Raw genomic sequence first — 13,559 nt, forward strand, 5'->3', positions numbered from 1 at the left:
GTAGGAGAGCCATGTCCATCTGGACCGACCTGTCGCCGTTGCCGTTCTCGCTCTCGTACGTCGACGCGGGCGGCGTGAAGACCCGGACGCTGCGGGCCGGCGCGGGCGCCCCGGTGGTGTTCCTGCACGGCACGAGCGGGCACCTCGAGGCCTTCACGCGCAACATCGGGCCGCACGCCGAGCACTACGAGGTGCACGCGATCGACATGCTGGGGCACGGCTACACCGGCAAGCCCAACCACCCGTACGAGATCCCGCTCTATGTGAAGCACCTGCTCGACTACCTCGACGCCGTCGGGATCGAGAAGGCGCACATCGTCGGCGAGTCGCTCGGCGGCTGGGTCGGCGCCCGCACCGCCGTCGACCACCCGGATCGGATCGCCAGTCTGCAACTGCTGTGCGCGGGCGGCACGGTGGCCAACCCCGAGGTCATGCAGCGCATCGACTCCAGCACCCGGCAGGCGGTGGCCACCGACGACGTCGAGCTGACCCGCAAGCGGCTGCGGCTGCTCATGGCCGACCCGGTCAACGCGACCGAGGAGCTGGTCGACGTGCGGCACCGGATCTACCACGAGCCCGACTTCGTGGCCAACATCGACAACCTGCTGTCGCTGCAGAAGATGGAGATCCGGCAGCGCAACCTGCTGACCCCTGCGCAAATGGCCAAGATCACCCAGCCCGCCCTGATCGTCTGGGGGCGCAAGAACCCGTTCGGTGACGTGCCCGAGGCCCAGGCCATGCACGAGGCCATTGCCGGCTCGCAGCTCGAGCTGTTCGAGGAGACCGGGCACTGGCCGCAGCACGAGCAGGCAGCCCTCTACAACCCGCTGTCGCTCGAGTTCCTGGCCAAGGCGGCCGGCTGATGCGGGCCCTGCGCATCCACGACTGGGGCAAGGACCCGGTGGTGGAGGACATAGCCGAGCCGGTCCGCGAGCCGGGCCAGGTGCTGGTCCAGGTGCAGGCGGCGGCGCTGGCCCACCTCGACCTGACCGTAGCGTCGGGCAACTTTGCGATGAAGCCGCCGCTGCCGTACACGGGTGGGGTCGAGGGCAGCGGCGTGGTGCTGGAAGCCGACGACCTGGAGCCGGGCACCCAGGTGATGCTGCGCGGGGGCGGTCTCGGGCTGCTGCGCGACGGCACCTGGCAGGAAAGAGTGGTGGTGCCGCGCAAGGCGGTCACCGTGCTCGACCCGCAGCTGCCGGCCGAGGTGGCGGCGACGTTCTTCGTACCCATGACGACCGGCTCGATCGTGCTGCACGACGTGGCGAAGGTGCAGCCGGGCGAGAAGGTGGCCGTGGTCGGCGCGGCCGGCGCGGTGGGCGCCTCGGTGGCGCAGCAGGCCGTGCTGGCCGGGGCCGAGGTCACCGGGTTCGTCGGCCGTGAAGACCAATTGGCCGGCGTGCCCGCGGGCGTCACCGGCGTTGCCCTCGGCGAGGAGAGGGGCGAGGAGTTCGACCTGCTGGTGGACACGCTGGGCGGCGAGGGCCTGATCGGCCGTACGGGCTGGGTGCGCAAGGGCGGGCGGGCCGTCGTGGTCGGCTACGTGGCCGGCACCGAGGTCACCATCGACCTGCCGAGCTGGCTGCTGGCCGACGTGGCCCTGCTGCCGGTCAACATGATCCGGCACGAGCGGCGGGCCCGGGAGCTGGCGCCCGAGCTGATCCGCCGGCTCGCGGCCGGTGAGCTGGGCGTAGCCGTCGAGTCGGTGGACCTCGACAACGCCGCTGACGCGCTGGAGCGGATGCGTTCCGGGCACATCCGCGGGCGCGCGGTCATCACGTTCTGATCCTCTTTTCGGTCCGGTCGGCGGAAACGTTCCGTTGACCGGACCGTTGCGTTGCGGAGCGAGCGGCGGCTGGACGAACCTCGGATGATGATGGAGACCAGCCCCAGCCCCGGCTGTTTGTTCCAACCCGACCCCCGCGAGCCGCACCCCGCGCCCGACAGCAACAGCGTCCTCGGCAAGGTGCGGCGCATCCTCGAAGTGTTCGGCCTCGACGACGAGACGCTCAGCCTCAGCGAACTGGCCCGCCGCACCGGTCTGGCCAAGGCCTCGGTGCACCGGCTGAGCCAGGAACTCGTGCAGTGGGGCCTGCTGGAGCGCCGCAACGGCGAGTACCGGCTCGGCATGCGCCTGTTCGAGATCGGTCAGCGGGTGCCGCGCCAGCGGATCCTGCGCGACCTGGCCCGTCCGCTCATGATCGACCTCGTCCAGGCCACCAACGAGACCTCGCACCTGGCCGTGTCGGACGGGCTCGAGGTGCTCTACCTGGACAAGGTCTCGGGCGAGCAGACCCAGATCAGCCGGCCGTCGCGGGTCGCCGGGCGGATGCCGTTGCACTGCACCGCGACCGGCAAGGCGCTGCTCGCGTTCGGGCCGCGCCAGCTGCTCGAGGAGGTCATGTCGGCCCCGCTGACCCGGGTCACGCCGCGCACCACGGTCGCGCCGGGTCTGCTCGGACAGGAGCTGCGCAAGGCCCGCGAGCAGGGCTATGTGGCCGAGTTCGAGCAGACCCGGATCGGCTACATGAGCGTGGCCATCCCGCTCACCGGCGCGACCGGCGCCGTCGTGGCGGCCCTGTCGGTGACCGCCCCGACGACGCGGGCCAAGGTGGACCGGTTCGCCGGCCTGCTCAACCTGGTCGGCCGCCGGATGACCAAGCTGCTCAGCGCCCAGGAGTTCTGACCGCGGCCACGATGTGGGCCGCGGTCTTGGCCGCGTACGCCTCGATCGAGACCATCGGGTTGACGCCGGGCGCCGTGGGCAGGGCCGAGGCGTCGGCCACGTAGACGCCCTTCACGTCGAACAGTTGGCCCTCGCCGTCGACGACCGTGCCGGTGGCACACGTGCCCGACTGGTGCGCCGAGAGCGTCAGCACGTCCGGCCCGTCCAGCTTGCTCAACACGGTCAGGAACGCCTCGAAGTCCTCGCCCTCGCGCCAGCGCGGATCGCCGGGCAGGAACGTGAAGATCTCGCGCGCGCCCGCCCCGCGCAGCAGCCGGGCCAGCTCGACGTGGCAGCGCCGCACCACCTCGAGGTCGACCTCGTCGGTCAGGTCCCAGCGGATCAGCGGCATCCCGTCCGGGCCCAGTTCCACCCGGCCCGAGCCGTGGTCGCGGGCGAAGCCCCACACGCCGGAGACGTGCCGCAGCCGCAGCTGTTCGCGCTTGTGCGCCTCGCCGTCCTGCCACGGGGTGAGCGCCGTCCAGAAGCCGAGACCCATCGGCGCCGCCTCGACGACAAAACCGTGGTCGCCGGCCACGTGGTCGAAGTCGTGCGAGACGCTGGTCAGGATCTGCCCGGCCCAGCCCTTCACGTCCTCGTCGAAGACGCCGCTCATGAAGTACGACGGGTGCACGTGCAGGTTGTGGCCCACGGCGGGACCGCCCAGGCCCGAGGCGAGCAGCAGCGCGGGGCTGGCCAGGGCGCCGGCGGCCAGCACGACGATCGGGGCGTGGGCCACGACCTCGCGGTCGCCGGCCATGGCCCGTACGCCGGTGGCCCTGCCCTCTTCGACCAGGATCCGGCGCACGTCGCAGTTCGGGAGCAGCCGGGCCCCGGTGTCGCTGGCGTCCTGCAGGAAGGTCTTCATCGTCGACTGCTTGCACCCGGTCAGGCAGCCCGCGTTGCACTCGCCGCAGTAGCGCGACTCGTCGTCGCGGGCGTTGCGGGCCAGCGTCTGCCAGGCGTGCCCGGCCGCCTCGAAGCCCCGGATCAGGATCTTGTTGACCTCGTTGTGCACGGTGTTCGCCGGCGTGGCGTTGATGCGCTGCATGACCGCCCGCACATGCTCGCCGTACTCGTCGAGCCCCTGCATGCCCCGCGCCCGCCACTCGTCGACCACGTAGTCCGGGGTGGGCAGGCAGGCCATCGAGTTGACCGTGGTGCCGCCGCCGACCGTCGAGCCGGCCAGCAGCCCGACCGAGGCGCTGGTCGACCACAGGAAACCGCCACCCAGATACAGGTTGGGGAACGACAGCGCCTCGAGCTGGGGCAGGTCGGGCTCGTTGCGGTACGACCCTTTTTCCAGTACGAGGACCCGCAGCCCGGCCTCGCTCAGCCGGGCCGCCGCCACGCCACCGCCGGCGCCCGAGCCGATCACGATGGCGTCCGCGGTCAGGTCGTCGCCGGGTTCCACCGTACGCAAGGTCTTGGGGAATTCGGTCTCGGCCGGAGTCGGCAGCAGCGGGCCCGGGTAACCGATCGCGGGCCACGTCGGGTTCCTGGCCTCGGCGTCGGGCCCGGTGTAGAACATGGCCAGCACCGTGCTCTGCAGGATGATCGCGCCCGGATAGGTGTCCGGGTCGTCGAGGGCCTGCTTCCACCGGCGGGGGAGCTCGTCCTCCGTGACCCCGCTCAGGCTGTCCAGGGTGATCGCGATCTTCTGCTGGACGTGCGGGGCCAGCATCGGGATCACGGCGGCGGCGATCGCGTCGATGCCCAGGTCCGAAGCGCTCAGCCCGAGCAGGGTGGCCGCGTCGGCGTTGTCACCGTCGCCGGCCGGCACGCGGGGGATCAGGGTGTCGCAGACCGCTTTGAGCGTGGTGGGATTCATCCGAGAAACTCCAGGGTCACGGCGGCCACTTCGGCCGCCTTCTGCTCCATCAGGGGGATGGTGCCGCCCTCGATGACGGCGGTCTCGACGTTCTTGGCCGCGGTGAGGTGCGAACGGAGGCGCTCGACGTCGGGCAGCGCGAACGGGTCCTCCGACGCGCCGATCAGCAGCACCGGCGCGGTGACCAGGCCGATCCGGTCCTCCATCACGTAGCGGGCGCAGGCCAGGTGCCCCTCGGCCGGGTCGACGCCCGGGGCCAGCGCGTCGCGGATGAAGCGGTCGAGCAGATCGGGCCGGCCCGGCGGGTAGTACGGCTGCCGCAGGGCCCACAGCTTCGTCAGGTGGCTGCCGTCCTCGGCGGTGTCGGCCTCGTCCACGCCCGGCCCGCCCGCGTGGCCCTGGCGGTAGGCCGCGTCGGTGAACGGCGCCGACGACAGGATCAGCGCCGAGACCCGGGCCGGGGCCGCGGCGGCCATCTCGATCGCGACCGCGCCGCCGGTGTGGTGGCCCAGGACGGCCACCCGCTGCTCGCCGAGCGCGTCGAGCAGCGCCCACGCGCCGTCGGCGATGGCCTCGATCGTCTGCGGCGCGGCCAGCGGGGCGCTGAGCCCGAAGCCGCGCATGTCCATCGCGATCACCCGGTGGCCCGCGGCCAGCAGCGGCTGCACCTCGCGGAACTCGTCGTGCGAACGGGGGGTCTGGTGCAGCAGGAGCAGGGCCGGGCCGTCACCCAGCTCGGCGTAGTGCATCTGGCCGTACGGCGTCGTCGCGTAGCCGCGGATCGGTTGTGGGGTCATGCCCTCACCACACGCCTCCGGCCGGGCCCGCGCCCGGTCCGCGGTCCACCCAGCGGACCCGCCGGCGAAATCTCCGAACGTTGCGGTCCGGTCGCAGTCCGTTCAGCGGAACAGCCTGCTTAGTGAGGTAACCCACCGGTGCCAGGGTGAGCGCCAATCCGGTAGCCGGAAGGTGAACTCACCCCGGCGCCCCAGGGAGGTAGCCGATGAACGCAAACACAGCGCCTCTGGTCGAGGTGCGCGGCGTCTCGAAGAGATACCCGGGCGTTCTCGCGCTCGACGACGCCAGCCTCTCCGTGCGTCCCGGCGAAGTGGTCGCGCTGACCGGTGAGAACGGCTCGGGCAAGTCGACCCTGTCGAAGATCATCGGTGGCGCCGAGCAGCCCGACGGCGGCGTCGTCCTGGTCGACGGGGCCGAGACGGTGATCGCGAACCCGGCCACGGCCCTCAAGCTCGGCATCGTGATGATCAGCCAGGAGCTGACGCTGGCCCCGGAGCTGACCGTGGCCGAGAACGTCTTCCTGGGCCGGCTGCCCCGCCGCGGCCGGTTCATCGACTGGGCCACCATGCGGACCCGGGCCCGCGAGGAGCTGGCCGCGCTGGACGTGCACGTCGACGTGGACGCCAAGGTCGCCGACCTGTCGGTCGAGCTGCAGCAGGAGGTCGAGATCGCCCGCGCGGTCTCGTCCCAGGCCCGGCTGCTGATCCTGGACGAGGCCACCAGCTCGCTGTCCGAGCACGCCACCGAGCGGCTGCTCGAGCTGGTGCGCGAGCAGGCCCGGCGCGGTGTCGCGGTGCTGATGATCTCGCACCGCATGCCCGAGCTGTACTCGACGGCCGGCTCGGCGGTCGTGCTGCGCGACGGCCGCCTGGTCGGGACCGTGCCCCTGCCCGCCACCCCGGAGTCGCAGCTGGTGCGGATGATGGTCGGCCGCGAGCTCAACGACTACTACGGCTCGCGCGACTGCACCCCCGGCGAGGTGGTGCTGCAGGTGCGCGACCTGGCCTCGGCCGACGGCGCGCTCGCCCCGACCTCGTTCGAGGTGCGCAGCGGCGAGATCGTCGGCATCGCCGGGCTCGTCGGGTCGGGCAAGGCCCAGCTCGGGATGGCGCTGGGCGGGGCCGTCGCGGCCTCGGGCGAGGTGCGGGTCAACGGCACGCCGGTCGCGCTGGGCGACCCGCGGCGGGCGCTGAGCGCCGGCATCGGCCTGGTGCCCGACGACCGCAAGCGGGCGGCCCTGCTGCCGACCCGCAGCGTCGCCCACAACATGACGCTGACCTGGCTGCCCAAGATCTCCCGGTTCGGCGTGGTCAGCCGCTCCGAGAACCGGCGGGTGCGCGAGGCCATCGCCGAGTACGGCGTCAAGACGTCCTCGCCGGCCAAGCTGATCACCCAGCTCTCGGGCGGCAACCAGCAGAAGGCCATCCTGGGCCGGATCTTCGCCCTGGGCTGCCCGGTCTACGTGCTCAGCGAACCCACCCGCGGGGTCGACGTCGGCTCCAAGAGCCAGATCTACGCCCTGCTGCAACGACTCACCGAGAACGGCGCCGCCGTCGTCATCATCAGCTCCGAGCTGCCCGAACTGATCGGCCTGGCCGACCGGGTCCTGGTCTGTTTCCAGGGCGCGGTGCACGGCGAGTGCAGTGGCGAGCAGCTCACCGAGGTGCACCTCAACGCCATCGCGGTCAGCGGCCGCACCCACACCGAGGACTTCGGAGAACCGTCATGAGCCAGGACACCACGATCCGCCGGGACGACGCCGGCCCGGCCTCGTCGCCACCCTCCGGGCGTTCCGGCCCCGGCGCGCTGCTGGCCGGCGTGTGGCGGGCCTCGGGCAACAGCACCGGGGTGCTGGCCGGCCTGATCCTGCTCGTCATTTTCTTGAGCATCAGCCAGCCGATCTTCCTGACCTGGGGCAACATTACGAACATCGTGGCCAGCAACAGTGTCGTGCTGGTGCTCGCGGTGGGCGCCACGTTCGTGATCATCGCGGGCGGCCTCGACCTGTCCACGGCTTCGGCGGCGGCGGTCACCGGCATGACGTACGGGCTGTTGCTCCAGCACGGGCAGGGCGCGCTGGTGGCGGTGGGCGGCGCGTTGCTCGTCGGGCTGCTGCTCGGCGTGATCAACGGGGTCCTCATCTCGTACGTGAAGATCTCGTTCCTGGTCGTCACGCTGGGCACCCTGTCGGTCTTCGAGAGCGCGGCGCTGGTGATGAGCCAGGGCAAGACGATCAACGTGTTCGCGATCGAGAACTTCAAGCCGATCTACAACATCACCAACGGCGAGGTCGCCGGGATCCCGTACGTGCTGATCTTCGACATCGTGCTGGTGGTGGTGGCCGCGCTGGTGCTGCGGTACACGACCTTCGGCCGCGGGGTGTACGCGCTGGGCTCGAACCGGGAGGCGGCCCGGCTCAACGGCATCAACGTCGACCGGACGACGCTGAGCGTGTTCGTCATCGCCGGTCTGGCCGCCGCGGTGGCCAGCCTCATCCAGGTCGGCCGGCTCACCGGGGCCAGCCCCGGCATCGACTCGACGCTGCTGCTGACGGTCGTGGCCGCCGTGCTGATCGGCGGCACCGCGTACACCGGCGGGGCCGGCGGCGTGGGCGGCACAGTGCTCGGCGTGCTGTTCCTGGGTGTGATCCAGAACGGCCTGACGCTGAGCAGCGTGTCGAGTTTCTGGCGGGGCACCGTGAACGGCGTGGTGCTGATCGTGGCCGTGGCCCTGGGTGTGGCCCGGGATCGCGGCTGGCTGCGGCTCAACCGTGGCAAGAAGGCGTAAGGGGATTCTCGTGGAAACAGTCATCCGGGCCGTGTGCGACACGTTCGCCCCGTCGCTGAGCGCCCCCGAGGGCGCCGACGAGGCGACGGTGGCCTTCTACCGAGACGGCGCGGCCGCCCGCGGCATCGACGTGGCCGTGGCCGGCGCGGTCGGCGGGCTCGACGCGCTCACCCGGGGCGCGGTGGCCGAGCTGGTGGAACGGCTCGGCTACGGCTTCGCCCAGGCCGACCTGGACACCCGCACGGCGACGCTGCACGCGGTGGCCGGTGAGTCGATGCGGCTGCGGCTGGCGGTGCGCCAGCTCAAGGCCATGACCCTGGCCACGCTGGTCGGGGCCGTGGACGACACCGGCACCAACCCGACCTGGCCCGCGCTGGGCTACCCGGGACCGGCCACCACGCCGCCGCCGGCGCCGAAGACGCTGCCGCTGGTGGCCCTGCCGCCCGGCTCGGCCGAGCTGGACGCCGACGTCGTGGTGATCGGGTCGGGCGCCGGCGGGGCGATCGTGGCCGCCCGCGCCGCCCAGGCCGGGAAGTCCGTGCTCGTGCTGGAGGCCGCGCAGTACCGCAACGAGGCCGACTTCCGGCAGATCGACTCGCTCGGCGCGGCCACGATGTTCCTGCGCGGCGGCTCGCTGTGGTCGTCGTCGGGGCAGATGGGCGTGCTGGCCGGCGCCACGCTGGGCGGCGGCACGGTCATCAACTCGATGGTCTGCCTGCGGACGCCGCAGCACATCCGCGAGCTGTGGGCCGCCTCCGGCCTGGACGGGCTGGACGGACCCGACTTCGACAAGTACACCGACATGGTGTGGGACCGGATCGGCGTCAACACCGACGCGACCCGGTACAACGCCAACACCCGGGCCATGATCACCGGGCTCGCCTCGCTCGGCCACAGCCACGAGCGACTGCCCCGCAACGCGGCCCGGGACGACGACTCCGAGCTGTGCGGCTACTGCAACGCCGGCTGCCAGCAGGGCAAGAAGCGGACGACCCTGCACACGTACCTGCAGGACGCCGTCGACGCCGGGGCGCGGATCGTCGTCGGCGCGCACGTCGACAAGATCGTTGTCGAGGACGGGCGGGCCACCGGTGTTCTCGCCACCGTCGACGGTTCCACCTCGCTGTCGGTGTCGGCGCGCAACGTCGTCGTGGCGGCCGGCGGCATCGAGTCACCCGCGGTGCTGCTGCGCTCCGGCATCGGCGGTCCCGCGGCCGGTAAGAACCTCACCCTGCACCCGGCCTGGATCGTCACCGGCGTCTACGAGGAGCCGATCGAGGCCTGGCACGGCCAGATCCAGTCGGCCGTCAGCTTCGACCTGACCCGGGTCGTCGACGGCGGGGGCTTCCTGGTCGAGAGCCTCGCCCTCAACCCGGGCACCTGGGGCGGGCAGTCCCCGTTCGTGGACGGCCGCACGACCCGCGACCAGCTCCGCAAACTGCCCTACTTCGCCACCTGGCACGGCGTCTCGCACGACCACGGCCGCGGCGAGGTCTATCTCGACGCCGACGGCCGGGCCGCCGTGCACTGGAACCTCGACGACGACGTCGACCACCGCATCGCCGTCCGGGCCCACACCGAACTGGCCCGGATGCACCGCGAGGCCGGCGCGACCGAGATCTTCACCTTCCACTGGAGCGACCAGCGCTGGAAGCGCGGCGAGGACTTCGACGCCTACCTCGCGCAGCTGGCCGACTCGCCGATCGACGACCACACCGCGTTCTCGGCCCACCAGATGGGCTCCTGCCGGCTCGGCGCCGACCCGGCCACCTCGGTGGCCGACGGCTGGGGACAACTGCACGACGTCGCGGGCGTCTGGATCGGGGACGCGTCCGCGTTGCCGACCGCGCCCGGCGTCAACCCCATGATCACGATCATGGCGCTGGCCGAGCGGACTGCCTCGGCCCTCGTCAAGACCTTCTAACAGCTCGCGCCCTCACCCCTCGGAGGAACCGTCATGCCCATTTCCCGGTGGAAAATTACCTCTTGTTCGCTTATGGGCGTCGCCGCCCTGCTCGGCGCCACGGCCTGCGGCGGGGGCGACGACGCCTCGGCCGCCGGCGGCACCAGCGGCCTCAAGGTCGCCTACTCGAGCCCGGTCGCCTCGCAGCCCGGCCAGCAGATCGTCACCAACGGCCTCAACGCCGGGGCCAAGGAGCTGGGCTGGGAGGTCAACGTCATCGACGCCAATCTGTCGCCCGACCAGCAGGTCTCCAACGTGCAGACGATGATCCAGCAGCAGGCGGCCGCGATCGGGCTGTGGGCCCTCGACTCCGGTGCCATGGAGGGCACCTACGCCCAGGCCAAGAGCGCCAACATCCCGGTCATCGGGGTCAACTCGGAGGGTGCGAACGTCTCCTCGACGGTGTGGTGGGGCGTCAACCGCTGTGACGACGACCAGTCGCCGTACCGGCAGGCGGCCAAGCAGATCGCCGAGACCCGCCCGGGCGGCAAGGTGATCGTCCTCGGTGGCCCGCCGGTGCCGTCGATCCAGGCCAACGTCAAGTGCTTCAGCGACGCGGCCAAGGCGGCCGGGCTGACCATCCTGGCCCAGATCGACAACACCAAGGACACCTCGGCCAACGCGGCCTCGCTGACCGCCGACACGTTCACCAAGTACCCGGACGTGGACGCGGTCTGGTCGTACAACGACTCGTCGGCCATCGGCGCGTCGACCTCGGCCACCCAGGCCGGGCGCAAGATCAGCGACGGCACCGGCGAGGGCATCATCATCCAGGGCTCGAACGGCGACCCGGACGCGATCGAGGCGGTCAAGCAGGGCCGGCTCAGCGGCACCTGGGACCCGGACTCGTACGCCACCGGCATGGCCGTCATCAAGGCCATGGACGACGCCAAGAAGGGCGTCACCGGCAAGAACTACGTGGTGACGGCGAAGTACTGGAGCCAGGCCAACATCGCCGAGTACAAGGACACGGCGACGCTCGGCTACACCCTGGCCACCATCCCGGTGACCGAGCGCTAGGTCCGGCGACAGCGAGAAGCCCCGGTCAACGGCGACCGGGGCTTCTTCTTGCGTACGTAATGACTAACCCCAGAGCGGGAAGCGGGGCGCGCCGAGGTCGATGTTGATGGTCTTGGGCGCGCTGTATTCCAGCATGGTCTCCCAGGAGAGTTCCCGGCCGAAGCCGCTGTCCTTCACGCCGCCCATGGGCGCGCCGGCCGGCAGGTCGAACCACTTGTTGACCCACACTATGCCGGCGTCGAGCTGACCGGCGATCCGGTGCGCGCGGGCCAGGTCGGTGGTCCACACGCCGGAGGCCAGGCCGTAGCGGGTCGCGTTGGCCCGCTCGACCACCTCGTCGTAGTCGCTGAACGTCTCGGCCACCGTCACCGGGCCGAACACCTCGTCGGTGACGACGTCGGCCTGGCCGGACGGATCGTGCAGCACGGTCGGGCGCAGGAAGAACCCGTCCTTGTACGTGGGGCCGAGCCCGAGCTCCTCGTCGCCGGCCAATACCCGTACGCCCTGGTCCTGGGCCTTCTTGACGTGTGCCAGCACCCGGTCGAAGTGCGGGCGGGAGACCAGCGGCCCGACCTGGGTGTCCGGGTCGAGCGCGTCCCCGACCCGGATCGAGCGAGCCAGCGCGGCGAACCGGTCGAGGAAGTCATCGGCGATCCGCTCGTGCAGCAGCAGCCGCGACGACGCGATGCAGGCCTCGCCGTTGGCCAGGTAGATGCCCATCGCCGCGTCGGCCACGGCCCGGCCCAGATCGGCATCCTCGGCCACGATCATCGCGCTCTTGCCGCCCAGCTCCATGATGGTCGGGGTCAGCGCGCCGGCCGCGGCCGCCATCACCGCCCGCGCGGTCGGCCCGCCGCCGGTCAGCGTCACCTTGGCCACGTCCGGGTGGCCGACCAGGGCCGCTCCCACCGTCGGCCCGAAGCCGGTCACCACGTTCACCACGCCGGGCGGCAACAGATCGGCGATCAGCCGGACGAACTCGAGCACGCTGGCCGAGGCGAACTCGCTCGGCTTCAGCACCACCGTGTTGCCGCAGGCCAGCGCGGGCGCCAGCTTGTTGGCCACGGTGATCAGCGGCGAGTTCCAGGGCAGGATCGCGGCGATCACGCCCAGCGGCTCGCGGACCGTGTAGACCAGGCTGTGCGGATCCTCGACCGGGATCTGGTCGCCGCGGTGCGAGCGCACCAGACCGGCGTAGTAGCGGTAGATGGCCGCGCTGGCCGGCACGTCGGCGATGCCCACCTCGCGCACCGGGCGGCCGTTCTCGGTCGGCAGCAACCGCGCGAACAGCTCGGCGTCGGCCTCGATCCGGTCGGCGACCGCGCCCAGGATCGCCTGCCGCGTGGCCGGGGTCGACCGGCGCCAGGCCGGCAGCGCCTTGCGGGCCGCCGCGACCGCGTCCTCGGCCTGCTGGGCGGTGCCGTTGCCGATGGCCGCCCAGGCGCTGCCCAGGCTCGGGTCGACCGCCTCGAACGCGTCGGGCGCGGACAGCCACTCGCCGCCGATGAACATCTGATAGTCCGCGCCGGGCCGGAACCGTTCCCGCACCGCCTCTGTCGTCATGCTTCTCCTCGGGTTGGGTCGGATCTCGAGCGTCGACCCCGCCCCGGGCGGCGGCAACCAGCACGTTCCGGTCACCGAACCTCTACTGCGCCGTATAGCCGCCGTCCACCGACCAGACGCTACCCGTGACGAAGGCGCTGCCGGGGTCGAGCAGCGGAAGGACCGCATGCGCGACCTCGGCCGGCGTGCCCCAGCGACCGAGCGGCACCTTGGCCGTGAACGCCGCCTGCACGGCAGCGTCGGCAGCCTGGTCGTCCTCGTTCATCGGCGTCCGCACCGGGCCCGGGGCCACGCAGTTGACCGTCACCCCGGTCCCGGCCAGTTCCAGCGCCAGCGACCGGGTCAGCGCGGCCACCGCGCCCTTGGTCGCCGCGTACCCGGCCCGGGCCGGCGCCCCGGTCGAGCCGAGCACCGACCCGATGGTCACGATGCGACCGTGCCCGCGGGTCACCATCGCCGGGGCGACGGCCCGGGTCGCCAGCCAGGTTCCCAGGACGTTCGTCTCGAAGGCGGCCCGGAACTCGTCCGGTGTGAGCTCGTCGAGCGTTCCCCGGGCCAGCCGCCCGGCCGCCGTCACCAGCCCGTCGACGGCGCCCCACCGCTGTTCCGCCGCAACCACCAGCCGGGCCAGGCCGTCGGCGTCGGTGGTGTCACCCGCGACGACCAGCACGTCGCCGCTGCCCAGCTCTTCGCGGGCGGCCGCGCAACGCTCCGGATCGCGGCCCAGCACGGCCACCGGCCGGCCCCGCTCGACCAGCGCACGCGCCACGGCCAGCCCGATCCCGCTGGTCCCACCGGTGATCACCACGGCTCCCATGAACCGATGGCACCGCACCCGGCCCCGCGGCGCACCGTCCGGGGACCGCTGAGCG

At 71.9% G+C, this 13,559-nt stretch carries 11 protein-coding genes; 7 read left to right on the forward strand and 4 right to left on the reverse strand.

Annotated features, from left to right (window positions below; translation table 11 throughout):
• Positions 1-11: 11 nt before the first annotated feature.
• The 3 genes from M1L60_RS43850 (at position 12) to M1L60_RS43860 (ending at position 2,686) form a co-directional block, all read left to right on the forward strand.
• Positions 12-863, forward strand: coding sequence for an alpha/beta fold hydrolase (locus tag M1L60_RS43850; protein WP_253243547.1), 852 nt, complete (start codon positions 12-14; stop codon positions 861-863).
• A complete protein-coding gene (locus M1L60_RS43855) occupies positions 863-1,786 on the forward strand; it encodes a quinone oxidoreductase family protein (protein ID WP_253243548.1) in 924 nt (307 codons plus the stop codon). The genes M1L60_RS43850 and M1L60_RS43855 overlap by 1 nt, the downstream gene beginning before the upstream one ends.
• An 84-nt stretch (positions 1,787-1,870) precedes the next feature.
• Positions 1,871-2,686 (forward strand): IclR family transcriptional regulator, encoded by an 816-nt coding sequence (locus M1L60_RS43860; protein ID WP_253243549.1) that lies wholly within the window; start codon positions 1,871-1,873, stop codon positions 2,684-2,686.
• Here the strand turns inward: M1L60_RS43860 and M1L60_RS43865 are convergent.
• Together M1L60_RS43865 and M1L60_RS43870 are read right to left on the reverse strand one after the other, a co-directional pair.
• Positions 2,667-4,556 carry a GMC family oxidoreductase N-terminal domain-containing protein gene (locus M1L60_RS43865; protein WP_253243550.1) on the reverse strand — a complete coding sequence of 630 codons (1,890 nt, stop codon included), beginning with the start codon at positions 4,554-4,556 and terminating at the stop codon, positions 2,667-2,669. The two genes, M1L60_RS43860 and M1L60_RS43865, sit on opposite strands and share 20 nt — an antisense overlap.
• Positions 4,553-5,353, reverse strand: a complete 801-nt coding sequence (locus M1L60_RS43870) for an alpha/beta fold hydrolase (RefSeq protein WP_253243551.1) — start codon at positions 5,351-5,353, stop codon at positions 4,553-4,555. The genes M1L60_RS43865 and M1L60_RS43870 overlap by 4 nt, the downstream gene beginning before the upstream one ends.
• 206 nt (positions 5,354-5,559) lie before the next feature.
• Between M1L60_RS43870 and M1L60_RS43875 the strand changes: the two genes are divergently transcribed.
• The 4 genes from M1L60_RS43875 (at position 5,560) to M1L60_RS43890 (ending at position 11,124) form a co-directional block, all read left to right on the forward strand.
• Positions 5,560-7,083 (forward strand): sugar ABC transporter ATP-binding protein, encoded by a 1,524-nt coding sequence (locus tag M1L60_RS43875; RefSeq protein WP_253243552.1) that lies wholly within the window; start codon positions 5,560-5,562, stop codon positions 7,081-7,083.
• On the forward strand, positions 7,080-8,141 hold the full coding sequence (locus tag M1L60_RS43880) for an ABC transporter permease (protein WP_253243553.1): 1,062 nt from the start codon (positions 7,080-7,082) through the stop codon (positions 8,139-8,141). Before M1L60_RS43875 ends, M1L60_RS43880 begins: the two co-directional genes overlap by 4 nt.
• 10 nt (positions 8,142-8,151) lie before the next feature.
• Positions 8,152-10,065, forward strand: coding sequence for a GMC family oxidoreductase (locus tag M1L60_RS43885; RefSeq protein WP_253243554.1), 1,914 nt, complete (start codon positions 8,152-8,154; stop codon positions 10,063-10,065).
• A gap of 72 nt (positions 10,066-10,137) precedes the next feature.
• Positions 10,138-11,124, forward strand: a complete 987-nt coding sequence (locus M1L60_RS43890) for a sugar ABC transporter substrate-binding protein (RefSeq protein ID WP_253243555.1) — start codon at positions 10,138-10,140, stop codon at positions 11,122-11,124.
• A gap of 63 nt (positions 11,125-11,187) precedes the next feature.
• Here the strand turns inward: M1L60_RS43890 and M1L60_RS43895 are convergent, their stop codons facing one another.
• Positions 11,188-12,687, reverse strand: coding sequence for an aldehyde dehydrogenase family protein (locus M1L60_RS43895; RefSeq protein WP_253243556.1), 1,500 nt, complete (start codon positions 12,685-12,687; stop codon positions 11,188-11,190).
• 82 nt (positions 12,688-12,769) lie between these two features.
• On the reverse strand, positions 12,770-13,504 hold the full coding sequence (locus tag M1L60_RS43900; protein WP_253243557.1) for an SDR family NAD(P)-dependent oxidoreductase: 735 nt from the start codon (positions 13,502-13,504) through the stop codon (positions 12,770-12,772).
• Positions 13,505-13,559 lie beyond the last annotated feature (55 nt).

Source organism: Paractinoplanes aksuensis (genome assembly GCF_024137025.1).
Classification (GTDB): domain Bacteria; phylum Actinomycetota; class Actinomycetes; order Mycobacteriales; family Micromonosporaceae; genus Actinoplanes; species Actinoplanes aksuensis.

What these genes read in the sequence shown, in the direction of transcription:
- M1L60_RS43895 (WP_253243556.1), bottom strand. Translation starts at nt 12,687, where the DNA reads ATGACGACAGAGGCGGTGCGGGAACGGTTCCGGCCCGGCGCGGACTAT.
- M1L60_RS43870 (WP_253243551.1), bottom strand. Translation starts at nt 5,353, where the DNA reads ATGACCCCACAACCGATCCGCGGCTACGCGACGACGCCGTACGGCCAG.
- M1L60_RS43860 (WP_253243549.1), top strand. Translation starts at nt 1,871, where the DNA reads ATGATGATGGAGACCAGCCCCAGCCCCGGCTGTTTGTTCCAACCCGAC.
- M1L60_RS43865 (WP_253243550.1), bottom strand. Translation starts at nt 4,556, where the DNA reads ATGAATCCCACCACGCTCAAAGCGGTCTGCGACACCCTGATCCCCCGC.
- M1L60_RS43850 (WP_253243547.1), top strand. Translation starts at nt 12, where the DNA reads ATGTCCATCTGGACCGACCTGTCGCCGTTGCCGTTCTCGCTCTCGTAC.
- M1L60_RS43900 (WP_253243557.1), bottom strand. Translation starts at nt 13,504, where the DNA reads ATGGGAGCCGTGGTGATCACCGGTGGGACCAGCGGGATCGGGCTGGCC.
- M1L60_RS43880 (WP_253243553.1), top strand. Translation starts at nt 7,080, where the DNA reads ATGAGCCAGGACACCACGATCCGCCGGGACGACGCCGGCCCGGCCTCG.
- M1L60_RS43890 (WP_253243555.1), top strand. Translation starts at nt 10,138, where the DNA reads ATGGGCGTCGCCGCCCTGCTCGGCGCCACGGCCTGCGGCGGGGGCGAC.
- M1L60_RS43875 (WP_253243552.1), top strand. Translation starts at nt 5,560, where the DNA reads ATGAACGCAAACACAGCGCCTCTGGTCGAGGTGCGCGGCGTCTCGAAG.
- M1L60_RS43855 (WP_253243548.1), top strand. Translation starts at nt 863, where the DNA reads ATGCGGGCCCTGCGCATCCACGACTGGGGCAAGGACCCGGTGGTGGAG.